At 69.4% G+C, this 23,346-nt stretch carries 24 protein-coding genes; 6 read left to right on the top strand and 18 right to left on the bottom strand.

The window, feature by feature from the left end; translation table 11 throughout:
* Window positions 1–46: 46 nt before the first annotated feature.
* The 4 genes from ACQEV1_RS23405 to ACQEV1_RS23390 are packed head-to-tail and all read right to left on the bottom strand — an operon-like array spanning window position 47 to window position 4,143.
* Window positions 47–1,054 carry an alpha-ketoacid dehydrogenase subunit beta gene (locus tag ACQEV1_RS23405; protein WP_433396097.1) on the bottom strand — a complete coding sequence of 336 codons (1,008 nt, stop codon included), beginning with the start codon at window positions 1,052–1,054 and terminating at the stop codon, window positions 47–49.
* Entirely contained in the window at window positions 1,047–1,994 is a 948-nt protein-coding gene (locus ACQEV1_RS23400) for a thiamine pyrophosphate-dependent dehydrogenase E1 component subunit alpha (protein WP_285619234.1), read from the bottom strand. Before ACQEV1_RS23400 ends, ACQEV1_RS23405 begins: the two co-directional genes overlap by 8 nt.
* Window positions 1,987–3,354 (bottom strand): class-II fumarase/aspartase family protein, encoded by a 1,368-nt coding sequence (locus ACQEV1_RS23395; protein ID WP_433396094.1) that lies wholly within the window; start codon window positions 3,352–3,354, stop codon window positions 1,987–1,989. The genes ACQEV1_RS23400 and ACQEV1_RS23395 overlap by 8 nt, the downstream gene beginning before the upstream one ends.
* 3 nt (window positions 3,355–3,357) lie before the next feature.
* Window positions 3,358–4,143 (bottom strand): SDR family NAD(P)-dependent oxidoreductase, encoded by a 786-nt coding sequence (locus tag ACQEV1_RS23390; protein WP_433396093.1) that lies wholly within the window; start codon window positions 4,141–4,143, stop codon window positions 3,358–3,360.
* A gap of 183 nt (window positions 4,144–4,326) precedes the next feature.
* On the opposite strand from ACQEV1_RS23390, the gene ACQEV1_RS23385 reads away from it, so the two are divergent.
* The gene (locus ACQEV1_RS23385; RefSeq protein WP_433396091.1) at window positions 4,327–7,101 is read left to right on the top strand and encodes a glycosyl hydrolase family 95 catalytic domain-containing protein; all 2,775 of its coding nucleotides are present in this window, start codon (window positions 4,327–4,329) and stop codon (window positions 7,099–7,101) included.
* 70 nt (window positions 7,102–7,171) lie between these two features.
* On the opposite strand, the gene ACQEV1_RS23380 is transcribed toward ACQEV1_RS23385, so the two are convergent.
* A complete protein-coding gene (locus ACQEV1_RS23380) occupies window positions 7,172–7,693 on the bottom strand; it encodes a hypothetical protein (protein WP_433396089.1) in 522 nt (173 codons plus the stop codon).
* A 125-nt stretch (window positions 7,694–7,818) separates the two neighbouring features.
* Here ACQEV1_RS23380 and ACQEV1_RS23375 point away from each other — a divergent pair, with 125 nt between their 5' ends.
* On the top strand, window positions 7,819–8,523 hold the full coding sequence (locus tag ACQEV1_RS23375; RefSeq protein WP_433396087.1) for a hypothetical protein: 705 nt from the start codon (window positions 7,819–7,821) through the stop codon (window positions 8,521–8,523).
* An 18-nt stretch (window positions 8,524–8,541) separates the two neighbouring features.
* On the opposite strand, the gene ACQEV1_RS23370 is transcribed toward ACQEV1_RS23375, so the two are convergent.
* On the bottom strand, window positions 8,542–8,904 hold the full coding sequence (locus ACQEV1_RS23370) for a hypothetical protein (protein ID WP_433396085.1): 363 nt from the start codon (window positions 8,902–8,904) through the stop codon (window positions 8,542–8,544).
* 127 nt (window positions 8,905–9,031) lie between these two features.
* On the bottom strand, window positions 9,032–9,373 hold the full coding sequence (locus ACQEV1_RS23365; RefSeq protein ID WP_433396084.1) for a hypothetical protein: 342 nt from the start codon (window positions 9,371–9,373) through the stop codon (window positions 9,032–9,034).
* A 201-nt stretch (window positions 9,374–9,574) separates the two neighbouring features.
* On the opposite strand from ACQEV1_RS23365, the gene ACQEV1_RS23360 reads away from it, so the two are divergent.
* Complete coding sequence (locus tag ACQEV1_RS23360; RefSeq protein ID WP_433396082.1) at window positions 9,575–10,135, top strand: EF-hand domain-containing protein; 561 nt, start codon at window positions 9,575–9,577, stop codon at window positions 10,133–10,135.
* 16 nt (window positions 10,136–10,151) lie between these two features.
* On the opposite strand, the gene ACQEV1_RS23355 is transcribed toward ACQEV1_RS23360, so the two are convergent.
* The 3 genes from ACQEV1_RS23355 to ACQEV1_RS23345 form a co-directional block, all read right to left on the bottom strand.
* The gene (locus ACQEV1_RS23355; protein ID WP_433396080.1) at window positions 10,152–11,252 is read right to left on the bottom strand and encodes an MFS transporter; all 1,101 of its coding nucleotides are present in this window, start codon (window positions 11,250–11,252) and stop codon (window positions 10,152–10,154) included.
* Window positions 11,253–11,656: 404 nt separating this feature from the next.
* Complete coding sequence (locus tag ACQEV1_RS23350) at window positions 11,657–12,418, bottom strand: glycosyltransferase (protein ID WP_433396078.1); 762 nt, start codon at window positions 12,416–12,418, stop codon at window positions 11,657–11,659.
* Between the two features lie 96 nt (window positions 12,419–12,514).
* Window positions 12,515–13,450, bottom strand: a complete 936-nt coding sequence (locus ACQEV1_RS23345) for a UbiA family prenyltransferase (protein ID WP_433396076.1) — start codon at window positions 13,448–13,450, stop codon at window positions 12,515–12,517.
* A 170-nt stretch (window positions 13,451–13,620) separates the two neighbouring features.
* Between ACQEV1_RS23345 and ACQEV1_RS23340 the strand changes: the two genes are divergently transcribed.
* A complete protein-coding gene (locus tag ACQEV1_RS23340; RefSeq protein ID WP_433396074.1) occupies window positions 13,621–14,400 on the top strand; it encodes a hypothetical protein in 780 nt (259 codons plus the stop codon).
* A gap of 30 nt (window positions 14,401–14,430) precedes the next feature.
* Window positions 14,431–15,438, top strand: coding sequence for a polyprenyl synthetase family protein (locus ACQEV1_RS23335; RefSeq protein WP_433396073.1), 1,008 nt, complete (start codon window positions 14,431–14,433; stop codon window positions 15,436–15,438).
* A gap of 23 nt (window positions 15,439–15,461) precedes the next feature.
* Here ACQEV1_RS23335 and ACQEV1_RS23330 read toward each other — a convergent pair whose 3' ends face one another.
* The 4 genes from ACQEV1_RS23330 to ACQEV1_RS23315 are packed head-to-tail and all read right to left on the bottom strand — an operon-like array spanning window position 15,462 to window position 18,985.
* Window positions 15,462–15,737: a hypothetical protein gene (locus ACQEV1_RS23330; RefSeq protein ID WP_433396071.1), complete on the bottom strand. Its 276-nt coding sequence runs from the start codon at window positions 15,735–15,737 to the stop codon at window positions 15,462–15,464.
* 19 nt (window positions 15,738–15,756) lie between these two features.
* Window positions 15,757–17,448 carry a sodium:solute symporter family protein gene (locus tag ACQEV1_RS23325; RefSeq protein WP_433396069.1) on the bottom strand — a complete coding sequence of 564 codons (1,692 nt, stop codon included), beginning with the start codon at window positions 17,446–17,448 and terminating at the stop codon, window positions 15,757–15,759.
* A complete protein-coding gene (locus tag ACQEV1_RS23320; RefSeq protein ID WP_433396067.1) occupies window positions 17,445–18,101 on the bottom strand; it encodes a nucleoside/nucleotide kinase family protein in 657 nt (218 codons plus the stop codon). Before ACQEV1_RS23320 ends, ACQEV1_RS23325 begins: the two co-directional genes overlap by 4 nt.
* A gap of 20 nt (window positions 18,102–18,121) precedes the next feature.
* Window positions 18,122–18,985, bottom strand: a complete 864-nt coding sequence (locus ACQEV1_RS23315; RefSeq protein WP_433396065.1) for a sugar phosphate isomerase/epimerase family protein — start codon at window positions 18,983–18,985, stop codon at window positions 18,122–18,124.
* A gap of 169 nt (window positions 18,986–19,154) precedes the next feature.
* Here ACQEV1_RS23315 and ACQEV1_RS23310 point away from each other — a divergent pair, with 169 nt between their 5' ends.
* Window positions 19,155–20,348 carry an ROK family protein gene (locus tag ACQEV1_RS23310; protein WP_433396063.1) on the top strand — a complete coding sequence of 398 codons (1,194 nt, stop codon included), beginning with the start codon at window positions 19,155–19,157 and terminating at the stop codon, window positions 20,346–20,348.
* Here the strand turns inward: ACQEV1_RS23310 and ACQEV1_RS23305 are convergent, their stop codons facing one another.
* The 4 genes from ACQEV1_RS23305 to ACQEV1_RS23290 form a co-directional block, all read right to left on the bottom strand.
* Window positions 20,349–20,654 carry a hypothetical protein gene (locus tag ACQEV1_RS23305; protein WP_433396061.1) on the bottom strand — a complete coding sequence of 102 codons (306 nt, stop codon included), beginning with the start codon at window positions 20,652–20,654 and terminating at the stop codon, window positions 20,349–20,351.
* Between the two features lie 150 nt (window positions 20,655–20,804).
* Window positions 20,805–21,059, bottom strand: a complete 255-nt coding sequence (locus ACQEV1_RS23300) for a DUF3761 domain-containing protein (protein WP_433396060.1) — start codon at window positions 21,057–21,059, stop codon at window positions 20,805–20,807.
* A gap of 346 nt (window positions 21,060–21,405) precedes the next feature.
* Window positions 21,406–22,386 (bottom strand): aldo/keto reductase, encoded by a 981-nt coding sequence (locus ACQEV1_RS23295; protein WP_285619280.1) that lies wholly within the window; start codon window positions 22,384–22,386, stop codon window positions 21,406–21,408.
* Window positions 22,383–23,282: an EamA family transporter gene (locus tag ACQEV1_RS23290; protein ID WP_433396058.1), complete on the bottom strand. Its 900-nt coding sequence runs from the start codon at window positions 23,280–23,282 to the stop codon at window positions 22,383–22,385. The genes ACQEV1_RS23295 and ACQEV1_RS23290 overlap by 4 nt, the downstream gene beginning before the upstream one ends.
* Window positions 23,283–23,346 lie beyond the last annotated feature (64 nt).

The following is a 23,346-nucleotide window of genomic DNA, read 5'->3' as shown; positions in this document are numbered from 1 at the left end:
CAAACGATTGACTAATAAAGGCACCCCGAGGCTCCGGACGGTCTGCTCAGGAGGCGCCTCGCACGAGCGCCCGCAGCTCGCGTGCGATGCGCGCGGCATCGGGCACCAGCGCCTCCGCCAGGACCGGCGCGGCCGGCATCCGCGTGTCGGGGGTGCCGACGCGGAGCGGCGGGGCCGACAGTGGCACTCCCGACTCCGTGACGCGCGCCACGACCTCGGCGCCGAACCCTCCGGTGACGTTGGCCTCGTGCACCACCGCGAGCCGGCCCGTGCGGGCGGCGCCGGCCGTGACCGCCTCGGTGTCGAACGGGTTGAGCCAGGGCGTCTCCAGCACCTCCACGTCGACGCCCTCACCGGCGAGGGACTCCGCGGCCTCGAGCACCCGGGCGGTGATCGCGCCCCACGTGACGACCGTGGCGTCGGTGCCGGAGCGGCGGACGCGCGCTCCGCCCATCGGTCCCGCCGCGCCGCCGACCCGTACCTCTTCCTTGGCCCCGAAGTAGAGCGTCCGGTTCTCCACCACCAGCACCGGGTCGTCGCTGTGCACCGCCGTCACCAGCAGGTCGTAGGCGTCCTGCGGGGTGGACGGCATGCAGACCCGAAGGCCCGGGACGTGCAGGAAGAGCGCCTCGAGGCACTGGCTGTGCTGCGCGCACGCGCCCGGGGCGCCGCCCTGCTGGGTGCGGATCGTCAGCGGGGCGGCGAGCCTGCCGTTCGAGACGTACCGGACGTTCGCGGCCTGGTTCACGATCTGGTCGAGGGCCACGAGGGAGAAGTCCGCCCACATGATCTCGACGATCGGGCGCCGGCCCATCATCGCCGCCCCGACCGCGCTGCCCAGGATCGCCGACTCGCTGATCGGGGTGTCGAACGCGCGGTCGCCGTACTGCTTGCGCAAGCCGCGGGTGACGCCGAAGACGCCTCCGGGCTCGCCGACGTCCTCTCCGTAGACCAGGGTCTCGGGGAGTTCCTCCATCAGGCGGTGCAGGGCCGCGTTGACGGCCTCGCCGTAGGAGAGCTTGCGGACCTCACCGGTCCCGCTCATCTCAGGCATACAGGTGCTCCTTCACGGTCGCCGGGTCGGCGAGCGGCGCCGCCAGGGCGGTACGGGCGGCCGTGTCGATCTCGCCTCTGGCCCGCGTCTCGACCGCGTCGATCTCCGCGGCGGGGACGCCGTCGGCGAGCAGGCCCTCCCGCAGCCGGGTGATCGGCTCTCTCCGCCGGATCCGGTCCATCTCCCCCGGGCGCCGGTAGGTCTCGGCGTCGCCGATGTAGTGGCCCGCGATGCGCTCGGTCACGCATTCGAGCAGCGTCGGTCCGCCTCCCTCGCGCGCGACCTCGAGCGCGTCGCGCATGTGGAAGCGGACCGCCTCCGCGTCGTTGCCGTCGATCCGGTGACCGGGCATGCCGTAGGCCGCGGCCCGGCCCGCCAGACGGTCGCTGCGGACCATGTCGGCGATCGGCGTCAGCTCCGAGTAGCCGTTGTTCTCGCAGACGAAGACCACGGGCAGGTCGAAGGCCGCGGCGAAGTTCATCGCCTCGTGCACCGCGCCCTGGTTCATCGCGCCGTCGCCGAACACGGTCACCGCCGCGCGGCCGGAGCCGTCGAACCGGCCCGCGAGCGCGGCGCCGCACGCGATCGGCGCGCCGGCGCCGACGATGGAGTTCTCGCCGTGGAAACCGTGGTCGGCCGCGGTGAAGTAGGCCGAGCCGCCCCGGCCGCCGTTCACGCCGGTGGCCCGGCCCATCAGCTCGGCGAACAGCGGCGTGACCGGCACGCCCCTGGCGATCGCCCAGCCGTGGCCGCGGTACGTCGCGAACAGCGCGTCCTCCGGTTCCAGGGCGTCGCAGGCGCCGACCGGGATGGCCTCCTGGCCGATGCACAGGTGCACGGAGCCGACGATCGACCCCTCGGCCCGCAGGTCGCGCACCTTTTCCTCGAAAGCGCGGATCCGCCACATGGCCAGCAGGTCCGCGAGCCGCCGCTCACTCATCGTCGGCACCCTCCCTTCGCCACGCCGCCAGCGCGGCCGTGCAGATCGCCTCGACGTCACCGAGATAGGAGTCGGGGGCGATCGGGATCTCTTCCAGGGCGGCCGAGTCGCCGGGCGTGGCCAGCTCCCGCAAGGTCTCCGCCAGCGGGCGGCGCTCGGCCCGTGCCCGGTGGGCCGCCTCGTACACCAGATCGTGGGCCCGCTCCCGGCCGAGGGCCGGAGCGAGCCGCATCATGTAGGCCTCGGCCATGATCAGTCCGCCCTCGGCGTCGAGGTTGTCCCTCATCGCCTGGGGGAAGACCCGCAGTCCCCCGGCGACCTGGGCGGCCGTGGCCAGCCCGCCGGCGCCGAGCTCCGCGAGCTGCGGCACGACGTACCACTCGACCTGCCACTCCCCCGCCGCCCGCTCATGGCCCGCCTCCATCGCGCGGAACAGGGCCGAGCTGAGCGCTCCGGCGGTGCCGGACATGCCGATGATCGCCTCGCAGCCGATCGGGTTGGCCTTCTGCGGCATGGTGGAGGAGGCGCCGCGGTGGTGACCGTCGGCCTCGCGGACCTCGGCGACCTCCGTCCTGGACAGGTCGACGACCTCACGCGCGAACCGGGCGGCCGTCGCGGTCACCCCCGCGCAGGCGACGCCGAACTCCACGACGCCGTCCCTGGCCACGTGCCAGGGCACGTCGGTGGTGCGCAGGCCGAGCCGGCGCGCCATCCCCTCCCGTACCGCGCCGGCCTTCTCGCCCAGCGCCGCCGAGGTCCCCCCGGCGCCGAAGAGCGAGACGATCCGTACCGTCCGCGCGGCGGCCCTGAGCCGTTCGCGCTGCCGGGTCACCTCCGCGAGCAGCACGGCGATCTTGGCCCCGAAGGTCGTGGGAACCGCCTGCTGGGCGTGGGTGCGCGCGGCGATGACGGTGCCCGCGTGTTCCTCCACCAGCCGGGCGAGCGCGTCGCCGAACTCCCCGACCAGCACGAGCAGGCGGTCCAGCGCCTCCCCCATCTGAAGAGACAGGCCGCTGTCCATGATGTCCTGCGTCGTGGCGCCGTAGTGGACCCGGCCGTTGGGGCCCTCCGGCAGCGCGGCCGCGATCATCCGGACCAGCGGCAGGATCGGATAGCCCACGTTGACCGCCTCACGCCAGAGACGGTCCAGGTCGATGTTGGTGAGCACGCACGCCCCGGCGATGGCCTCGGCCTCGCTCTCGGTGAGCACCCCGGAGTCGGCCTGCGCCCGTGCGAGCGCCGCCTCGACCCGGAGCCACGCCGACACCGTGCGCTCGGCGGAGAAGACATCCGCCATGCCGCCGTCGCCGAACAGCTCGGGCAGCAGCTTGAAGGTCTGCGTCATCCTCGGCGTCGCCATCCGTCAGTCCATCTCCAGTCCGCCATCGACGTTGAGCGCCTGGCCGGTCACGTACGACGCGAGGTCGCTGGCCAGGAAGAGCACCACGGACGCGAGTTCCTCCGCGCGGCCGGGACGGCGCAGCGGCGCCCGGTCGCCGACCTCTTTCAGATAGCCCTGTCCCGCACCGGCGCCGAACCTCCGGTCCCGGTCGGCGATGATCTCCTCCCACATGGGCGTGAGGAAGACGCCCGGGCAGACCGCGTTGACCCGTACCGGCGCGAACGCCTCGGCCGCCGACTTCGTCAGGGACAGCAGCGCGGTCTTGGTGGCCGAGTAGTGCGGGGCGTTCGGCCGGCCGGACCGCGCGGCGACGGAGGCGAGCGTCACGATCGATCCGCCGCCGCGCTCCACCATCCGGCGGCCGGCCGCCTGCGTGATCCAGAACGTCGCGTTGAGATTGACGTCGACGATCCGCCGCCACTCCTGCGGTGACACCTCCAGGAACGGCGTGGTCCGCATGATCCCGGCGCAGTTCACCAGGATGTCCAGCTCGCCGACCTCCTCGATCAGCGCGGTCGCCCGTTCCTGGTCGGTCAGGTCGGTGGCCCGCACGCGCGCCTCGAGCCCGGCCGCGCTCCCGGCGAGCCGCTCCTCATCGAGATCGGTGAGGACCAGCTCGGCTCCCGCCTCGGCCAGCGCCCTGGCGCACGCGGACCCGAGACCTCCCGCCGCACCGGTGACCAGCGCGGTACGCCCCGTCAGGTCGATCGCGACCCCCATCCGGGCGTCCTCCTTCGCTTCGTTCAAACGATTGACTGGAACGTAACAGCGGAAACACGGCGAAAACAAGGGGGCGTCTGTGACGTGTGCCCGTTTTCGTCTCGCTCCACTCCTCTGGACCGCCAGACCTTGACGGCTCGACGGCACCAGGGTCACAATCCGGAACGCTCGACCTCAGTCAATCGATTGACCTACGAGGTGCATGACGTCATGAGACGCGGCCGGTTGTCCATCCTCATCGCCTGCGCGGCGGTCACGGCGGCGATGGTGGCTCCCATCGCCCCCGCCGGCGCGGCACCACCACCCACGACGGCCTGGCGGCACGGCGCGTTGCAGACGGATCCGCGCGGGGTCGTGTCACGTTCGGACCTGGTCCTCCAGAGCCCGCCGTGGCAGAACCACCAGAGCATGCCGCTCGGCAACGGCCGGCTCGGCGCCGCGGTCTGGTCCGCGGACGGACTCACCGCGCAGCTCAACCGCAGCGACACGTTCCCCGACCTCAAGAGCGCGGGCCAGCTGGTCGTCCCCGGGCTGTTCCCGCTGATGAGCGCCGCCGACTACCGCGGCCGGCTCGGCCTGTACGACGCCGACCTGGAGCAGCGCGGCGGGGGCATGACGGCGAGTGCCCGCGTCCGCGCCGGCGCGGACCAGTTCATCCTGGACGTCACCGGCGCCGACCCGGACCGGACGCAGACCGCCGACCTGAAGCTGTGGCGGGGCCGCAGCCCCGTCACGTACGCGTCGGGCGGCGTGGCGGCACTGGCCGAGACGTTCCACGACGATCCCTCCGGCACCACGTCGGGGGCGATCACCGCGGTGACCGCGGACGGACGCCAGGTGCACGCCTCGGTGACCGGCGACCTGACCGTCCACCTCACCTTCAAGCCCCGCCAGGACGGCCGCTTCCGCATCGTGGTCGGCGTTCCGGCCTACAAGGGCGGCGACGTGGCGAGTGCGGCGCGGTCCGCGGTGCGCGGAGGTTTCGACGCCGGCGCCGACGCGAGCCACCTGCGGTGGTGGCATCGGTTCTGGAACGACGCGGCGCCGATGGAGATCAGCTCGCCGGACGGCACCGGCGAGTACCTGGAGAACCTGCGGGCGACGCAGCTGTACATGTCCGCGGCGTCGATGCGCTCATCGGTGCCGAGCAGCCACGGCGGCGTCACCAGCCTGTTCTCTCCGTGGCGCGACGACATCCACTGGTCGGCGGCCAACTGGTGGCATTTCAACCTGAGGCAGCCGGTGTACACCAACCTCGGGGCCGGCACCGCCGCGCTCAACACTCCCTACTTCCGGCTGTACCTGGACCGCCTCGCCAAGATGCGGAAGTGGACCGCCGAGCACTGGCCGGGCGCCGAGGGCGTGTGCGTGCCGGAGTTCCTGCGCTTCGACGGCACCGCCGGATCGTGCGACAGCGGCATGGCCCCCGACTGGGTCAACCGCATCCTGTCGACCGGCCCGGAGGTCGTCGCCAACCTGTGGTCGCAGTACCGCTACACCGGTGACCGGGCGCTCCTCGACGCCGGGTATCCGCTGATGAGCGGGGTCGCCCGGTTCTACCTGTCCGTGCTGCGCCCCGGCGACGACGGGTACCTGCACCTGCAGCACGTCAACGCCCTCGAGGTGCAGTGGGACACCACCGACCCCACCCCCGACCTCGCCGCGATGCGGACGATCTTCCCGATCGTCGCCGGCCTGGCGGACCAGCACGGCGACCACGACCTCGCCAAGCGGCTCCGGCAGGCGGTCGCCAAGCTCCCGCCGTTCCGTACGACGACGCGGGGCGGCCAGCCCGTGCTCGCCTGGTCGGGCACGGACGAGGCGGCGCACAACACCCAGGACCCGGACCTGGAGGCGCTGTGGCCGTGGGGGCGGTACGGCGCGGACTCCTCGCTCATGCAGTCGACGTTCACCAACCGCGTGTACGTCCAGACGCGGGAATGGGCGTCGGACTCGGTGTGGGCCGCCCGGCTCGGCCGGGCCTCCGACATGAAGAACCTGCTGGTCCAGGGCACGTCCGACTTCCAGATCTTCCCGAACGGCTTCGCCGCGCACAGCCGCAACTCCGATCCGGTGCGCGGCGGCGGGTACTACGACGGATGGGGGGCCGTGGTGGCGTCCGCCTTGCAGGAGTCCCTCGTGCAGTCCTACGAGGGCACCGTCCGCGTCGCCCCGGCGTGGCCGGCGGACTGGAACGCCACGGGCGCCGTAGAGATCCCCGGCGGCCACCGCGTCAGCGTGGAGACGCGCGGCGGCACACCGTCACTCGTCGGCATCCAGGCCGGCAGCACGGACACGCTGAAGATCCAGAATCCGTGGCCCGGCCGGCAGATCCAGGTCGTGGACGGCGACTGCGCCTGCGGCCGACCCGTCGTCGCGGCGACCACGGCGGCGCAGATCACGCTGCCGATCAAGCGCGGCGCGAGCTACCTGCTGGAACGTACGGCACAGCCCTACTCGTCCTTCACGTTCGGCGAACTGGGCGGGCAGCCCGCGGACAAGGTGAAGACCCTCGGGCAGCGCACGCTCGGAGTCGCGCACAGCATCCCGCAGATCAACAGCGACCTGGTGACCGTCGAGCAGCCGGACAAGCTGCACGCCCTGGTCCGCGCGGCCGTCGGAGCCCCGGTCTACGTCGATCGCGGCTACACGGTCACGGATCTGCCGGGCGCCCTCGACGGCGCGGTCATGATCCGCGGCGCGAACGACGACTCCAAGCTGACCGAGCCCGCGGACTACCTGACGTTCGACCTGACGCGTCCGGCGACGGTGTACGTGGCCTTCGACACGCGCGGGGAGGGATCGTGGTGGCCGGGCTGGCCGGCCGGCCAGGGCTTCACGCGCACCGACATGACGGTCCAGACGAGCGACCGGCCACTCGCGGTCTTCAAGAAGACCGTGCCGGCCGGTCAGGTACGCCTGGGACCGAACTCGGGCGTGAGCGGCCAGGGCGGCTCCAGCTACGTCACGTTCGTCACCGGCTGACCGGGCCCGGCGGCGAGGCTTGTTCGGCGCCGGAGCGCGCCCGGGATTCCCGGGCGTGCTCCGGCGCCTTTCACCCGGCGGTCTCGGCAGGGTCGTCCCGCCAGCCCCGGGTCATGATCACAGCGGTTTTCGTCCGCACGGCCTCATCCAGATCGATCCCCAGCACCCGCGCGGTCTCGGCCCCGAGGTCGACGACACCCGCGAGACGCGTCGCGAGCGGCGGCCCGTCCCCGTCCCCGCGGTCGAAGGCCGCGACCACCTCGGCCGCCGCGCAGAACAGGGCTCGAACCTGCCGCAACACGTCGTGGGCCGCCGGCTCGCCGGCGGGCCGACGGGCGGCCTCCATCCCGTCGGCGAGCCCGAGGACGTTCGCGGCCACGTAGGCGGTCACGACCACGTCCGCGAGCTCCGCCATCACGTCGTCCCACGAGCCGGTACGGCGAGCCATGCCCGCCCAGCGGCGGTACGCGCCGACGAACTCCCCCGCCTCCTCGGCGAGACACAGCACCTGCTGCTGGGCGAGGTCCGTGTCCGGGAAATGCTCCCGCAGGCGTTCGGCGATCGCGGCGGCGAGCTCCTGAAGACCGGTCACTCCCGTCTCCTTCACGTTGAGCGGGGCACCACGCCCCGCGATCGTCCGGGCAGGGTCGGTCAACGGGGCCTGCCGCCAGTGCGTCCTAGTCAATACCCCGCCGAATCGGCCAGCGGAGCGTGGCAATGGAGACCAGGGCAGCACGGGCGGCGACCGTCGCGGTGGTCGCGGTGACGGCGATGACGGGATGTCACGGAGGTGAGAAGAGCGCGACGCCGGCCACGGCGTCGCCGCATGGTGGACAGAGCGGATCGGCATCCACGTCGCCGGGCCACACGGCGCGGCAGCTCGCCGGCGCGCTGATCGAACCACCTGCCGGAGCCGTCGCGGTCTCCCGAGGGAGCGGTCCGTTCGAGACGGTGACCAAGAAGCTCTCCGGGGGTGCGCCGCCGGTCACCGGCGACCTTTCGTGCGGCGGTCCCGGCCGTACCGGCATCAACGTCGCCGGCTCCGCGCCCAGCGCCTTCGTGAGTTTCGCGCAGGTGGGCCGGTCCCCTTCGGAACTGCTCGTCGCGGCCTCCGGCCCGGCGGCCGAGCAGGCGGTCACCCAGCCGATCCCGCGGGCGTGCCGGACCGTCAAGGCGCGTGCGGGCGGTACGACCATCACGGCCAAGGTGATCTCCGATCAGCCCCTCGACATCGGAGACGGCGGGCGGATCGTCCAGACCGATGAGGTCACCGGCGGCACGCGGCTGCGCGCGTGGCAGGTCCTGTTCACCGGCTCCGGGTACCTGGGGACGACGGAGCTCGTCGGCACGAACGTCACCAGGGCGGATGCCGTACGCCTGGCTCGGCAGGCGCACCGGAAGGCGCACGCGGCCCTGGAGTAGACGGGCTCCGCCCGGCCGTCATGACGACGGTCCGGCGGTTTCGGCTGCGCCTCGCTTGGATCGGCCCTCCCGGCCACACGGGGCGTACCGTGCCGGCCGTGAACGCCACCCCGCCCTCCGCACCGTCAGGACGCCATAGATCCGGTACGCGCGGCGGGCTTCCGCAGGTGCCATTCGGTCCATGTCCTGGGCAGCACGCGCAACGCCACGCAGGCGATGGCGAGCGCGGCCAGCCCGGCATCGATGACCGTCCAGGTCCAGCCGACGTGCCGTCCCGGCGATCACGGTGCCCAGCAGGATGAGCGCCCGGATCGCGCGCATCCCGGCTCCCGCGTTGATCGCGTCGGGCGGCGCCTCGGCCTCCACCGCCTTGATGACCATGAGCACCACCATGCCGGCGACCGCCTCGATCCCCCAGCGAGTACATGCCGATCAGCGAATGCAATGGCGCCGCCACCGCGAACATGACGATGAGCCCCAGCGGCCGCCCACCGGCACGGTCACACGTCTACCATCCATTCGGGAGAACGTATCCCTGCCCCTTGGGAATGCAGGTGTTCACGTTCCCGTGGAATTCACGCTTGGCGCCGTCGCTGCGCGGCCTGATCTGCGCGTATCGCTTCTTGCCGGCAATGAAGGAGTTCAAGTCCGAACGGTTCGCCGTTTTGATCAGCAGACCCGCATAGCAGTCGACCTGACCGTCCTTGTACAACCCCGGACCGACCGGGAAGAGCGAATTCTCGAGGCCGGCCTTGAGCTTCGCCCGGTCGACGTGGTCGCCGCCACAGGCGGCGGCGAAGGCAAGGATCGAGAGCACCAGGCCCGCGGTCAGCACCGCCCGCGCCGTCATCTCACGCCCCCTCTTTCGCCGGACCGCCTCCGCGGGGCCTCGGTCACGGGGGACGGTAATGACCGGCCTCTGCTCCGGCTCGCCGTTTCGCGCACGCCTTGTCGCCATTTCACGCGCTGGAAGCCCGGCGCCACCGAGACCTTCTCGCCGACACCTACTTAGTGTACGTTAATGGTCACATAAGGTGACCAGGAGGTCTCGATGAGTCACGGGTCCGCGCAGGACGGTTCCGGCGCCCGCGAGCGGGTGCTGCTACGGTTCCGCATCCTCGACGCCGACGGCAACGGCTACCTCGACGAGAGCGACTTCGACCGGCTCGCCGCCGAAGTGCTCAGCGCGATGGGCGAGCCGCGCGAGTCGGCCAAGGGCCAGGCGGTCCTCAACGGACATCGCCGCTTCTGGGCGGGCCTGCGCGCGACCCTCGACACCGACGCGGACGGCCGGATCAGCCGCGAGGAGTACCTCGCCAAGCTGGGCGACCCCGGCGACGCCGAACAGACCGTGACCGACTACGCGACCTCGATCGCCGCGCTGGTCGACCGGGACGACGACGGGTACGTCGAACGCGACGACTTTCTCACCTGCATGACCGCGAGCGGATTCCCGAGCGCCGCCAGCGCGACCGTGTTCGAGGAGCTGGACCCATCGGGCGAAGGCCGGATCGCGGTCGACCACTGGGCCGCCGCGATCGTGGACTGGTACCGCTCCGAGCGCACCGACATTCCCGGCCACGTCCTGGTGGCGCCGACGTCCGACACCTGACGCGGACTCCGGCGGGTCAGGCAGCGGGCGAAGTCGGTTCGCCGATCCGCTCGGTCCCCGGTGAGGGAGGGATCCAGGCGGCGGGCGTCGTCCGTACGGTCATGCCGGCGGCGGTGAGGGCCGCGAGCACGGTGACACCCGCGATGACCCACCGTACGTGGGTGAAGCCGGTCAGGGCCTGGTCGGCGCCGACCGGTGTGCCAAGGACGGCCACGAGCACGGAGACGCCGAGCACGGTGCCGATCTGGCGGCTCATGGTCACGACGGCGCTGCCGGTCGCGGTACGACCCGGCGGCAGATCGGAGGTCGAGGCCGACAGGATCGCGGGCAGGGCGAGTCCCACGCCGGCTCCGGTGATCAACCATCCGGGCAGCAGTTCGGTCGCGTAGTTCGGCTCGGTCCCGAGGCTGAGGACGATGACGACGGTGCCGGCGCCGAAGACGACGCACCCGGCGCCGGCGACCAGGGCGGCCGGGACGCGATGGGCGACCCGCTGGCCGACGGCCGCGAGGACCGGCAGCAGGAGCGGGCCGGGGACCACGCACAGTCCGGTGCGCAGGGCGCTGTAGTGCCACACGTCTTGGCTCCACATGATCATGCTGAGCACCGCGGCGCCGAAGGCCACGCTGAACAGCAGCGTGGTCACGTTGGCCCAGACGAAGATGCGCGGCCGGACCAGGGCGGGTTCGACCACGGGCGACGGGTGCCGCCAGGTCCGTACGGTGAACACAACCCCGGCCAGCACCGCGCAGACGAAGGCGGCCGTGATGCCGGTCGCCCGCCCTCCCCAGTCGGGTCCCTTCACCAGTCCCAGCGCCACCGCCCCGATCGCCACGGCCAGGTTGACGGCCCCGAACACGTCCGGCGTACGGCCGGCCGTCTCGTCGCGGGAGTCGGGCACCCAGCGGACGGCCCCGGCCATCGCGGCGACACCGACCGGGAGGTTCACCAGGAATACCCACCGCCACGAAGCGTCGACCAGCAGCCCGCCCACGACCGATCCGAACGCGCCCGCGAGCGCACCGATGGCCGACCAGACGCGGACCGCCCGCCCGCGCCGCTCGGGCGGCGTGGCGCGGTCGGCCATCCGGCCGAGGGGGGGCGAGCAGGGCGGCATAGACGATCGCGTAACCGTTGAGGATCCAGCTCAGGTCCGACAGCGAGGCGCCGCGGAAGGCCCAGCCGATGTCGGGGAACGCCACGTTGACGATGAGCAGATCGAGGGTTGCCATGAAGGCGGAAGCGGACAGCGCGAACGGGATGAGACCGGTTCTGGGCGGCACCGTGGAACGTATGGGAATGCCCTGAATTCCCTTTTCCATGGCCAGACCGTACGGGCCGGTCCCACCGAGGAGACGCCGGACGTGAAGACCTCACGCGAACTCGTGCGAGCGGCGCGGAACGCGTAGGCGTTCCGCACGCTGTAACCGCTGGGCGCCGCCCGCTTACCCCATGTCGTCGAGCTCAGAGGACGCGAAGCCCCGGCCGCGACCAGCAGCCCACCCCCGACCAGGCTCGGCGTCAGAACCTTACTTCGCCTTCTGGGGCCTTGTAGTCCCCGAACGGGTACTCCCACCGGGATCGGTCATAGACAGGTCCGTGCCGAAGCACGTGAAACGATGCCGACACCCAGATGCGTCCGATCGTCCAGAAACTCATCTTCTGGAGCCGCCTAGCCGACGCTATGACGAACGCAGAGAAGCAGAATATGTATGAGGCACCTGACTTGACCGCGCGTATCCCATAATCCGTATCCTCGCCGAGGACCGCGCCTTCAGCGAATCCCCCAATCGAATAGTGCACAGACTTGGTCGTAAGCAGGAAATCACCGTTGGTCACCGGTATTCGCATGAGTCTCGCCAGCAAGACAAAAAAGTACAAGACGGCGCCTAGTACGATGTCGGCGAGAGTGAGCGAAGCCGTACGGTGAGGGACGGCGAGTACGAATTTGTTTCGACCACGCACGCATTCCACCGTGGCCGCGAGCGCACGTGCCGGCAATCGGACGTCCGCGTCCAGGAAAAGAAGAAGATCGTGTGAAGCGTGCCGCACACCCAGGTTCCGCTGCGCGCCGATGTCAGCTCTCGGGGCGCGCAAGATCCTCACATCCAGCCGCGGGACGTACGCCTCTGCCCTGGCGACGGTCGAATCACTCGATCCACCGTCGACCACTAGCACCTCAAGCTCACCAGAATATTTCTGGCGGATTAAAGAATCGAGAAGGCGTGGTAAATAATGCTCCTCGTTCAGAGTGGGAATCACCACGGTCAGCGCCGAGCCCATGGCCGGACGGTAGCACCCTGCCACGAGGCTGCCAAGCTGTCCGGTGCGCCACAACCACATACGAAGCGCGACCATTGGGCCCTGAGCGGCCAAGAGCTAAGCCCCTCTCGCGATCATTCGCCGCACTTGGGACCGCAGCGTCTTACTAAACGCCCATATGGTCGTATAAAAAATCAAGATCACGCAGTAGATCAACAGCCCTGATCGAATCCACACCACCATCAACATAGCCGCAGGCCCAAGCACGACATCCGCGATGCCCAACCGCCAGGTACGATCATTCTCGGCAAACCTCAGAACGGCAACGGAAAACAGTGACATCGTCACGAGCTCCGTCAGCGCCGCCGCCACGATGACAGCCCGCGGGATCGCCTGCCCGGCTAGCATGACAGCACTGATCACAAGAACCGCCTGAGCAGCGTGGAGCATCAGCCCGTAGGCGATATATATTGGCGTGGGCTCGGTTCGTCGCTTCGCGGATGCCTCACCAAGAAAAAACGTCGCCGTGGTACGTACATGATGCGCGGAGTCATTCCGGTAATCACGAAGAGCACCATGAAAGCCATTTATAAGTGTTATATAGACAACCACTCCAAGCGTCATGAGCACAGTGGGCCAAGGCTCAAACCGCGCATTCTCCGCACCGAGAACCGTCAGACCACCCCAGCCGAATCCCTGAATGACGTCCATCACGGGCGGAAAAGGGCAGCACTTCCCGAAAAAGTTGTACGCCATGAGGCATATCACGGCGAGCAAATAGGTGCCCGCAGCCAGCACTCCATTTGCCAGCGCCACCAACGTGCCCGCTGAAATCATGCCCCCGCTCATCAAGCCCGCACTTTTCGACGAGACCTCTCCAGATGCGACGAGATCGCGAGCGCGACGCGCTTCCGTACGGTCCAGTAGAGCATCGACGGCGTCGTTGGCGATGTAAACACCAGCATGGAAGAACAGCACAGCAAGCGCTCCACGCGCCGACTTCGGCGACGGGCCCGCTCCAGCAATGGCGGCGCCAGCCACATAGAACGCCATGGTCGCGGATAACAGGGCCGGTCGAATGGATCGACCCCAGAGAGCAATGACCGATCTCGCCATACTCATCGATCCCTCGCCGTTTTAGCGCGGCATGTGAGTCTAGCGTCACCGATCCTTCCCCGTCTATAGTTGTCACGACTTACACTTTCTTGGCCGAGGACGAGCTCATGGCGAAGATGACGGCATGGACTGTGATCCTGCTGGCGGCAGGGTTGAGGTATTGCTTCCGCCGCCACGCCAACAACGAACGACGTACTGCCACCGCGCCGCGTTACACTGCTTCGCGGCAGAGCCCGAAGGCCTCCGACGACAGACGCCAGCAGTCCTTATCCGACTGGTCCGACCCCTACTGGGAGCCTTTCAAGATCGCACTGGGCACCCTGTATGCATTATGTCTGCAGCGTGGGTTCGACTCCGTCTATTCCTATTTTCAGCGGCACCCCGTCCCCTTCGACACACTGTTGACGCATAACAGTCCGTCGAGCGACAGCTCTCTGGTCGTGGCGCTTCTCGCAGGCTACGTATTGTGGCTGTCGCTGTTCTTTTTATACAACGCCCGGCTCTATATGTTGTTGCCCGAACGGCCGGCGCGAAGACGCATCATGTCGTACGCGGGCCTGACGCTCTCCTTCGGCGCCTTCTACTTCTTCGGCGCCTCCCTCGGCCCACCGTCACGAGTACAGGTCTTCGCCGTATGCCTCATCATCTCCGCAGACCTCATGCTCCCGGTCTATCTCGGCGTTGTCACCCAGAACAGTGCACGCGTCCTATGGGCATTCCGCGATCTTGGAGAACTGGCGGTCGCCATATCGGTTTTGACACTCACGAGTGATCATACCATTAAAAAGCCGATATGGGTCTATCTCCTCCTTGCGGTACTCATTATCCAGCTTTTCATCGCACCTCGGGAATTCAGATACCAACTGCGTTCTCGAGAGACGTTATGAGCTGAGTGATACAGAAAGGTCGTCCGATTGATGTCCACAGCCGACGTGGCGACGCGCATGGCGGAGATGGCCGGGTGGTTCAATGAGCGATTCTCACGACTTGTCACGAAGGAGTTGGGCCTCCCCGAGCAAGCGCGAGAGGTCATCCTCCCCGGGCGGCGGACCAGAGTGATCGGCTGCCTGTTGGCATGCCAGGCGGCCGGCGGCGAACCCGACCGAGCCTTTCCCTTTGCCGCATCCATCGAATTTATGCACAAGGCCTCGGTCGTTCGAGATGACATCGTCGATGACGACAAGTATCGCGATGGGTTTCCGACCCTACACGAGCGAATCGGAATCGACTCTGCCATCACGATAAGCGACCTTCTCCTCAGTGCGGCACTCCAGCTGGTGATGGCAGAATACGGGGGCGGAAGCAAAAGAACACTGTGTACGCTCATCGTCGAGGCCTATCGACGAATGGCCATGGGCCAGTTCCGCGACGCCATGCCTGATGCCGCAGCACCGGGCATGCCCCAAGCAGCGGTGGAATTCGCATTGGAGACCAACAACATGAAAACCGCATCATTGGTCAGCACCGCCTTTCGCGGCGGTGCGATCTGCGGTGGCGCACAGAGCGAGACAGCCGACGCGCTCGCCCGCTTTGGCAGCAGCATCGGTGACGCGCTACAGCTTCTTAACGATGTCGGCAATCTCGTGGGAGCCGTTCAACATCGTTCGCGCAGACAGGTCACGAATACCGACTTACGTAATCAGCGGAACAACATTCTCGTCGCAATGGCGAGAAGTGCGGCCGCCTATCACATACGTGCCCGAATGAACGATCTTCTCACCCAGACCTCTCCTTTGGCGGAGAGCAGCATCCGGGAATTACGTTCACTGATATTGGCGTCTGGAGCACACAAGAGGGCTGAGGCCATGGCCGAAGCGTTCATTGAGGACGCAAAGGACGCCTTGCGAGATGTAAGCTCCTCGGAAGCGAAGGACATTCTCCTGAACCTGTGCGATCTGTCGACGTTGAGCGCTCTCGTCCTATGAGAGCGGGCTGGGTGGCATCCACCTCACGTGTTGCCCGCTCCTGCGTCGTCGTGGTCGGCGGGTCGTAGCGGCCGTAGCCTCGCCCAGAGCAGGAAGACCAGGCCGAGGACCAGCATGGCGATGCCCAGCCAGAGGTTGATCCGGATGCCGTCGGCCTTGGCGAGTTCCGCGGCGGAGTCCAGCAGTCCCGTGACGACCTCGATCGCGCCGTAGACGAGGAACAGGCCGCTGATCAGGTACCGGAGGTCGAACAGCCGCCGCGAGCGGTTGGCCGAGCCGGTGCCGGATTGTTCGGACATCGAAGCACCCTTCCGAGGTCTACTTGACGAACAGCACGATGATCGAGAGCACGAGCGCGATGCCGAGTGCGCCGGAGCCCAGCAGGGGCTCGGACTCCCACCAGTGCCGGCGCGGCTCGCGCGCCTCCACCAGGCCGCCCTCCGACGGCAGCCGCCACACCAGGCCGGCGAGTTCGCGGTCCGGCTTCGGCCGGGTCACCGCGGTCACGGCGACGGTCACCATCACGTCGACCACGAAGGCCACGATCGCGCCGTAGAAGTTCGCCATCTGCGCGTTGATGGTGGCGTGCGTCGGGTCGAGATGCCCGCCCGGATAGAAGTATCCGATGTGGAAGGCCGCGAAGTGCATGGCGGCCGCCGCGGCGGTGCCCGCGACCAGGCCCCAGAAGCCGGCCCACGGCGTCGTGCGCTTCCAGAACAGGCCGAGCACGAACGTGGCGAACAGCGGCGAGTTGAAGAACGAGAACAGCAACTGGATGTAGTTCATGATGTTGCCGTAGCCGGACGCGATGAACGCCGTGCCCACGCTGATGAGGATGCCGACCACGGTGGCGATCCGGCCGACGTTCAGGTAGTAGCGGTCGGACCGGTCCCGGGCGACGTACGGCTTCCAGATGTCGTACGTGAAGACGGTGTTGAAGCCGCTGGCGTTGGCCGCCATGCCGGCCATGAACGCCGCGAGCAGGCCGGTGAGCGCGATGCCGAGCACGCCGTTCGGCAACAGCCGGCCCATCAGCGCCGGGATCGCGTCGTTGTAGTCGAGGCCGCCCTCGCCGCCGAAGTGCGGGATCGTGACCAGCGCGATCATGCCGGGGACGATCGTCAGGAGCGGAAAGAAGATCTTCGGGAAGGCGCCGATGAGCGGCGTACGGCGCGCGGCGGACATGTCCTTGGCGGACAGCGCCCGCTGGACCTCCGCGAAGTTGGTCGTCCAGTATCCGAACGACAGGACGAAGCCCTCACCGAGGACCAGGCCGAGCCAGTCGCCGAGCGGGTTCTTCCAGTGCCCGACGCCGCTCTGCTGCCAGGTGTCGAGCAGCGTACGGTCGTGCACCCGGTCCACCAGGCCGCCGAACCCGCCGACCTGGTGCAGCCCGATCACGACGATCGGGATCAGCCCGGCCAGGATGACGAAGAACTGCAGGACCTCGGTGTAGATGGCGCCCGACAGACCGCCCAGGGTGATGTACACGAGCACCAGCCCGGCCGACACGATGATCGCCAGCCAGAGCGGCCAGCCGAGCAGGCTCTTCACGACCAGCGCGAGGGCGTAGAGGTTGACCCCCGCGATCAGCACCTGGGCGACCGCGAACGTCAGCGCGTTGAAGAAGTGCGTCGGCGCGTTGAACCGCCGCCGCAGGTACTCCGGCACGCTGTGCACCTTGTTGCCGTAGTAGAACGGCATCATGAACAGGCCGAGGAACACCATCGCGGGGATCGCGCCGACCCAGTAGAAGTGCACGGCGGCGAAGCCGTACTGCGCCCCGTTGGCCGCGTTGCCCAGGATCTCCAGCGCGCCGAGGTTGGCGGAGATGAACGCCAGGCCGGTCACCCACGCGGGCAGGGATCTGCCGGACAGGAAGAAGTCCTCGCTGGTGGCGATCGCCCGTCTGGCGAGCAGGCCGATCGCCACGACGACGGCGAAGTAGATGGCGAGGATCGTGTAGTCCAGGCCGTTGACGTCCAGCGTTCCGGCGGCCGACACGTTCATTCGGCGATCACTTCTTCCTCCTCGGGGTCTCGCGGCGCCATCGGGGAGGTCACGACGAGGTCGGCGCGCTCACGCCCGGCCAGGATCGTGGCCGCGTTGCGCAGGTCCACCCGCCGAACCCACGCTCGGGCGGCCGGAGGGGACTTGCCGAAGCGGACGTGGCGGCGCACGAGGCGGTCGACGCGGGTCGCCTCGTCGGCGTCGACGAACCACACCTCGTCGAGCAGGTCGCGTACGGCGCGCCACGGCGGGTCGTCGAGCAGCAGGTAGTTGCCCTCGGTGATGATCAGCGGCACGGAACGGGGAACCGGGATGCTGCCCGCGATCGGCTGCTCGAGGTCGCGTTCGAACGCGGGGGCGTACACCACCTCGTCGGTGTTCTCGCGCAGGCGCCGCAGCAGCGCGACGTAGCCGGCGGCGTCGAAGGTGTCCGGCGCCCCCTTGCGATCGCGGCGGCCGAGCCGGTCGAGTTCGACGTCGGCGAGGTGGAACCCGTCCATCGGCACGTACGCCGCCGCCGCGCCGAGCCGCTGGCGCAGCGCCTCGGCCATCGTCGTCTTCCCGGCGCCTGGTGGCCCGGTGATGCCGAGCAGGGCGCGCCCTCCGGGCGGGGCGAGCGCGCGGGCCCGGCGAACGAGGGACTCTTGCGCCATGGGGGGGACGCCTCCGGGGGTCAGCGGCGGTTCATCCGGGCGGCGGTGAGCTGTTCGGTGACGAACGCGCGAGCGTGCCGCGCGAGGTCCGCCCCGTCGTCCCACAGGTTCCGCCAGATCGCGAGGTTGTTGGACAGGCCCTCCGCGACGACGGCGGAGGAGAAGCTCTCGAACGTGATGGGCCCCTGGTAGCCGATCGCCGCGAGGGCGCGGAAGAACCGGGGGAAGTCGATCGTCCCGGAGCCCAGGTAGCCGCGGTGGCTCTCGCCGACGTGGACGTAGCCGAGCCGCTCGGCGCACTCGTGCACCGGGCGGGCGAGGTCGCCCTCCTCGATGTTCATGTGGTACGTGTCCAGGTGGACCACCACGCCGTCGGCGCCGATGTCGTCGATGAGGTCGAGGGCCTGCCGGGCGGTGTTGACGACGTTGCTCTCGTACCGGTTCACGACCTCGAGCCCCAGCGTGACGCCGGCGGCCTCGGCGGCGAGGTCGCGCAGGACCGCCACGCAGTTCGCCCGCCCGCGGGCGGTGACCGGGCGGGGGTACTTGCCGAGCGCGCTGTACAGCGCCCCGCCGAAGTAACGGCCGCCCAGCTCGCGGGTCAGCCGTACCGACTCGGCGAGCTGGACGGCGCCGCGCCCGACGGTCCGCGGGTCGTCGCTGGAGATGTCGGCGTCGAAGTCGAGCCCGCGCGAGCAGGCGACGTCCAGGCCGGCCGCGGCGAGGGCGGCGCGCGTGTCCGCGACGTCCATGACGCCGGGGTCGTGCAGGGACAGCTCGATCAGGTCGAACCCGGCCTCGCGCGACCGTTCGACCGCGCCGCGCAGCGGTTCGGGCGACAGATCTCCGACCCACACCAGTGAGTGCACGCCCAGAGGGTTCACGGTCACCTCCTTGGCTCCTGCCACGCGAAGCTAGTCCGACTTATGCGTAATCGACAAGCAAAAGTGGATGTGATGCTGCGCATATTCGCCTGATGAGAACGCATAAGGCGGTTTATGCTCTCCCCGTACGGGCGGACGGACGCCCGGCGAGGTCGTGGAAGGGAGCGCCGTGGCACAGGTCGCCGCAGGCGGTCCGACGGGGCCGGGAGCGCTCCTCGAACTGATCCGTTCGGGGCGGGCCACCACGCGCGCGCAGATCATGGCGCACACCGGGCTCTCCCGGTCGACCGTCGCGCAGCGGCTCGACGCGCTCACCCGCGCCCGGTACGTCGTCGAGTCCGCCGGCGGCGACTCGACGAGGGGACGCCCGGCCGGATCGTTCGAGGTGGACGCCGCCGCCGGAGTGCTGCTGGTGGCCGACATCGGCGGCAGCCACGTACGCACCGCGGTCACCGACCTCGTGGCCCGCCCGCTCGCCCGCCGCACCGTGAACCTCGACGTGGCGACCGGGCCGCGCCGGGTGTTGGGCACGGTCCGCCGTCACTTCGGCGCACTGCTCGCCGAGTGCGGCCGCGATCGCGACGCGGTCCGTGGCGTCGCGCTGGGCGTGCCCGGCCCCGTGGAGTTCGGCAGCGGCACCGTGGTCAGTCCGCCGATCATGACCGGCTGGGACGACTACCGCGTGCCGGAGTTCTTCGCCGGAGAGTTCGCCGGCCCGTTGCTCGTCGACAACGACGCCAATCTCATGGCCCTCGGCGAACACCGCGCCTGCCATCCCGGCGAGCAGGACCTGCTGCTCGTCAAGGCCGCGACCGGCGTGGGGGCGGGCCTCATGCTCGGCGGCCGCATCCACCGCGGCGCGCTCGGCGCGGCCGGCGACATCGGCCACATCCCCGCGATCGAGTCCGGCCGCACCGGCGACCCGCCGCTGTGCCGCTGCGGCAACAGCGGATGCGTCGAGGCGTACGCCTCGGGCTGGGCGCTGGTCCGCGACCTGCGTGAGCTGGGCCGAGAGGCCGCGTCGGTGCGCGACGTCGTGCGCCTGGCCCGGGCCCGCGATCCCGAGGTACGGCGGCTGGTCCGCCGCTCAGGCCGGATCATCGGCCACGCCGTCGCCGACGTGGCCAGCCTGATCAACCCCCACGTGATCGCCGTCGCCGGCCCGCTCGTCGACGCGGACGAGTCGTTCCTCGCGACGGTCCGCGAGGTGGTCTACCGGCAGTCGTCACCGCTGGTGACGCGCGACCTGTCCATCGTGCGCACCGGCCTGGGCGAGGAGGCGGCCATCGTCGGTGCGGCCCATCTGCTGGGCGACGCCGTCTTCGCCCCGGCCGCGGTCGACCGGGCCCTCGGCTGGACCTGATCAGTCGAACTTCACGTACGGCGTGACGTTGCCGGTCATGTTCGGGGTCAGCGATCCCACCTCGTCAGAGCAGCCGGCCGAACGGTAGTAGTGCGCGGTGCTGTTGGTGACGTTGACCGCGTAGAAGGGGGGCCGGCTGCCCCGCAGGACGTAGCAGCGGCCGGACACCGGATTCGCGATCGAAGCGGACTGTACGCCGCTGCCGTCCGGGCTCCAGTAGAAACCTCCGGTGGCGGCCACGGCGCTGGTGGGCAGCAGAGTGGCGGCGCCCGCCGTGGCCGCGACGGCAAGAGTCCTGAGCTTCACGTCGGATCCCTTCAACCCGCACCAAAGAGCCGATGGCTCTCCTGTCACCTACCGGGTGTACGTGTTCGGGGGCCCGGCGAGCAGCGGAACCGGCCGGGGATCACCCGGATTTCAACGGCCGTTGGCCCGGCCTTGCACGCACGGGCGGCGTCACTTGTACCAGACCGCGACGCCGCCGTGGTGGGAGCACGTGCCCTGGTGGTGCTGGGAGTACGAGAAGGTGCCGTCATTGCATCTCGCGGTGGCACCGGACGGATGAGAGGGCACCTTCGGCGCGGACGCACGATGCGTGGGCCGCCGGCGGACGACGGGGCGACGCGTCACCGGGCGATGCGTCACCCGATGCGTCCTTCTCGGCGGTGAGCTCGGCGCCGTCCTCGATGGCGGATCCGACGGCGTCACCATCGACGGCACGGGGTCCGGCGAGCTTTCCGCCGAAGCCGAGTCCCCCGGCCACGCGGACGGCACCGGTCCGCTCGCGTCCTGTGGTGACTTACACCCCGTCAACAACAGCACACCCGCCATACACGCGGCGAGCAGCATGATCAAGGATCGGCGCATGAGATCTCCCGTCGTTGGTGCCTGTGTGACGCGAGTTGCGTCGACGCGGATGACGGGAGCGGGGGGCTGTGACCGGTGCCGGACATAGGGGAAACATCCTGCTTGCCCGGGGGGATGAGCATGGCGCCCGCGCGCGGGGCGGCCGTTCCAGGGCACCGCCTTTACGTAGTAAGTCCGGCGCTCAGGACGATCAGGAGTGGCCGATGACCGGGTGGGGCCGGTAGGGCGCCTCCAGCCGCGCGATCTCCTCTTCGGTCAGGGTGACCTCCAGGGCCGCGACGGCGTCGTCCACATGGTGCGGCTTCGTGGCGCCGACGACCGGTGCCACCACGCCGGGCCGGCCGAAGAGCCACGCGAGGGACACCTGGGCCGGAGCGAGGCCGCGTTCGCCGGCGATCGCCCGTACAACGTCGACGACCTCGAAGTCGGTCTCGTCGTGCCTCGACTCGGCGAGCGGGTCGCTGCCGGCGCGTACCGTGACGGGCCTGCCGTCCCGAGCGCGGTTTCCGGCCAGTACGCCGCGCGCGAGCGGGCTGTAAGGGATCACTCCGACCCCCTGGTCGCGGCAGAGCGGGATCATCTCCCGCTCCTCCTCTCGGTAGATGAGGTTGTAGTGGTTCTGCATGGACACGAATCGCGTCCAGCCCGCCGCCCGCGCGGTGTACTGCGCCTTGGCGAACTCCCAGGCGTACATGCTGGACGCCCCGATGTACCGGGCCTTTCCGGCCTTCACGATGTCGTGCAGGGCCTCCATCGTCTCCTCGACCGGCGTCTCACGGTCCAGGCGGTGGATCTGGTACAGGTCGACGTGGTCCGTGCCGAGGCGACGCAGCGACGCGTCGATGGCGGCCATGACGTGCTTGCGCGACAGCCCGCCGTCGCCCGGCCCGGACCCGGTCGGGTAATAGACCTTCGTGGCGAGCACATAGTCGTCGCGGCGCGGGAACAGCCGGGCGAGCAACCGTCCGGTGATCTCCTCGCTCATGCCGCCCGAGTACATGTCGGCGGTGTCGAAGAAGGTCACCCCCGCCTCGACCGCCTGCTCGACGATCGGCTCGGCGGCCTCCTCTTCCAGGTGCCACTTCCGGGTGGCCGTGTCGCCGAAGGTCATCATGCCCAGGCAGACCCGTGACACCTTCAGACCCGACGCACCGAGCCGGACGTACCTCATGGAGACTCCTTCCGTGCCGGTTCCTGGTGGAGCGCGACACCGGCCGTGATCAGCGCGATGCCGGCAAGGTCCTCGATGGTGGGGCGCTGGGCCAGCACCACCAGGCCGATGACGGTCGCGGTCGCCGGCAGGATGCTGAGCATGAGCGCGAATGTCGCCCGGCGCAGGCGGGCCATCGCGAGCTGGTCGGTGACATAGGGGATGACCGAGGAGCACACGCCGACGCCGATGCCCGCCGGCAACCAGGACGGGTGCGCGAAGACACGGGTCGCGCCGCCGAGGCCGTACGGCGTCACCGCGATGGCGGCGACCAGCATGGCGGCACCGAGCTGGTCGATCCCGTTCAGGCCCGCACCGGTGTTGGCGATCCGATGGCCGAGGATGACGTACACCACGAACAACGCGCAGTTCGCGAGGGCGAACGCGAACCCCAGCGGCGCGTCGACGAACCTGATCTCGGCGAGCATGGCGACCCCGCCGACGGCGAACGCGAGAGCGAGCAGGTTACGGCCGTTCCGCACACCGACCGCGGCCAGCAGCACCGTGCCGAGGAACTCGATCGCCCCGACCGTCGACAGCGGAATCCGCGCGCAGGCCAGATAGAACACCGTGTTCATCGCCGCCAGCACCACGCCCAGCGCGACGAGAACGCCGAGTCGCGCGGGCCGCATCCGCCCGACCAGCCGCCACGGGCGCCGCCAGACGGCGAAGACGACCGCCGCGCCGACGATCCGGAGCCACGCGACCCCGAGCACGCCGACGTGGGCGAACAGCAGGACGGCGAACGAGGGCCCGAGGTAGTGGAAGATCGCGCTCACACCGAAGTACGCCTGCGGGGGCACGCGGTCACGGAGGCGCGACGGCCCGAGAACCGGTGTGGTGATGGACGACTTCACCGGAGTAGCGTGACAAGCCTGGACGCGAACCTGAATGGCTCTTTGAAGGCGGGAGACGCGGATT

This window comes from Actinoallomurus sp. CA-142502, from assembly GCF_050936355.1.
In the GTDB taxonomy this organism is placed as follows: Bacteria; Actinomycetota; Actinomycetes; order Streptosporangiales; family Streptosporangiaceae; genus Actinoallomurus; species Actinoallomurus iriomotensis.
Note: the sequence above shows the minus strand (reverse complement) of the source record. Positions and strands in the feature narration are given on the sequence as shown.

Coding starts and splice junctions, on each gene's coding strand:
- ACQEV1_RS23405 (WP_433396097.1), bottom strand. CDS start 1,054: ATGCCTGAGATGAGCGGGACCGGTGAGGTCCGCAAGCTCTCCTACGGC.
- ACQEV1_RS23400 (WP_285619234.1), bottom strand. CDS start 1,994: ATGAGTGAGCGGCGGCTCGCGGACCTGCTGGCCATGTGGCGGATCCGC.
- ACQEV1_RS23395 (WP_433396094.1), bottom strand. CDS start 3,354: ATGGCGACGCCGAGGATGACGCAGACCTTCAAGCTGCTGCCCGAGCTG.
- ACQEV1_RS23385 (WP_433396091.1), top strand. CDS start 4,327: ATGAGACGCGGCCGGTTGTCCATCCTCATCGCCTGCGCGGCGGTCACG.
- ACQEV1_RS23375 (WP_433396087.1), top strand. CDS start 7,819: ATGGAGACCAGGGCAGCACGGGCGGCGACCGTCGCGGTGGTCGCGGTG.
- ACQEV1_RS23370 (WP_433396085.1), bottom strand. CDS start 8,904: ATGGTCATCAAGGCGGTGGAGGCCGAGGCGCCGCCCGACGCGATCAAC.
- ACQEV1_RS23365 (WP_433396084.1), bottom strand. CDS start 9,373: ATGACGGCGCGGGCGGTGCTGACCGCGGGCCTGGTGCTCTCGATCCTT.
- ACQEV1_RS23360 (WP_433396082.1), top strand. CDS start 9,575: ATGAGTCACGGGTCCGCGCAGGACGGTTCCGGCGCCCGCGAGCGGGTG.
- ACQEV1_RS23355 (WP_433396080.1), bottom strand. CDS start 11,252: ATGCCGCCCTGCTCGCCCCCCCTCGGCCGGATGGCCGACCGCGCCACG.
- ACQEV1_RS23350 (WP_433396078.1), bottom strand. CDS start 12,418: ATGGGCTCGGCGCTGACCGTGGTGATTCCCACTCTGAACGAGGAGCAT.
- ACQEV1_RS23345 (WP_433396076.1), bottom strand. CDS start 13,450: ATGGCGTTCTATGTGGCTGGCGCCGCCATTGCTGGAGCGGGCCCGTCG.
- ACQEV1_RS23340 (WP_433396074.1), top strand. CDS start 13,621: ATGGCGAAGATGACGGCATGGACTGTGATCCTGCTGGCGGCAGGGTTG.
- ACQEV1_RS23335 (WP_433396073.1), top strand. CDS start 14,431: ATGTCCACAGCCGACGTGGCGACGCGCATGGCGGAGATGGCCGGGTGG.
- ACQEV1_RS23330 (WP_433396071.1), bottom strand. CDS start 15,737: ATGTCCGAACAATCCGGCACCGGCTCGGCCAACCGCTCGCGGCGGCTG.
- ACQEV1_RS23325 (WP_433396069.1), bottom strand. CDS start 17,448: ATGAACGTGTCGGCCGCCGGAACGCTGGACGTCAACGGCCTGGACTAC.
- ACQEV1_RS23320 (WP_433396067.1), bottom strand. CDS start 18,101: ATGGCGCAAGAGTCCCTCGTTCGCCGGGCCCGCGCGCTCGCCCCGCCC.
- ACQEV1_RS23300 (WP_433396060.1), bottom strand. CDS start 21,059: ATGGTGACGCCGTCGGATCCGCCATCGAGGACGGCGCCGAGCTCACCG.
- ACQEV1_RS23295 (WP_285619280.1), bottom strand. CDS start 22,386: ATGAGGTACGTCCGGCTCGGTGCGTCGGGTCTGAAGGTGTCACGGGTC.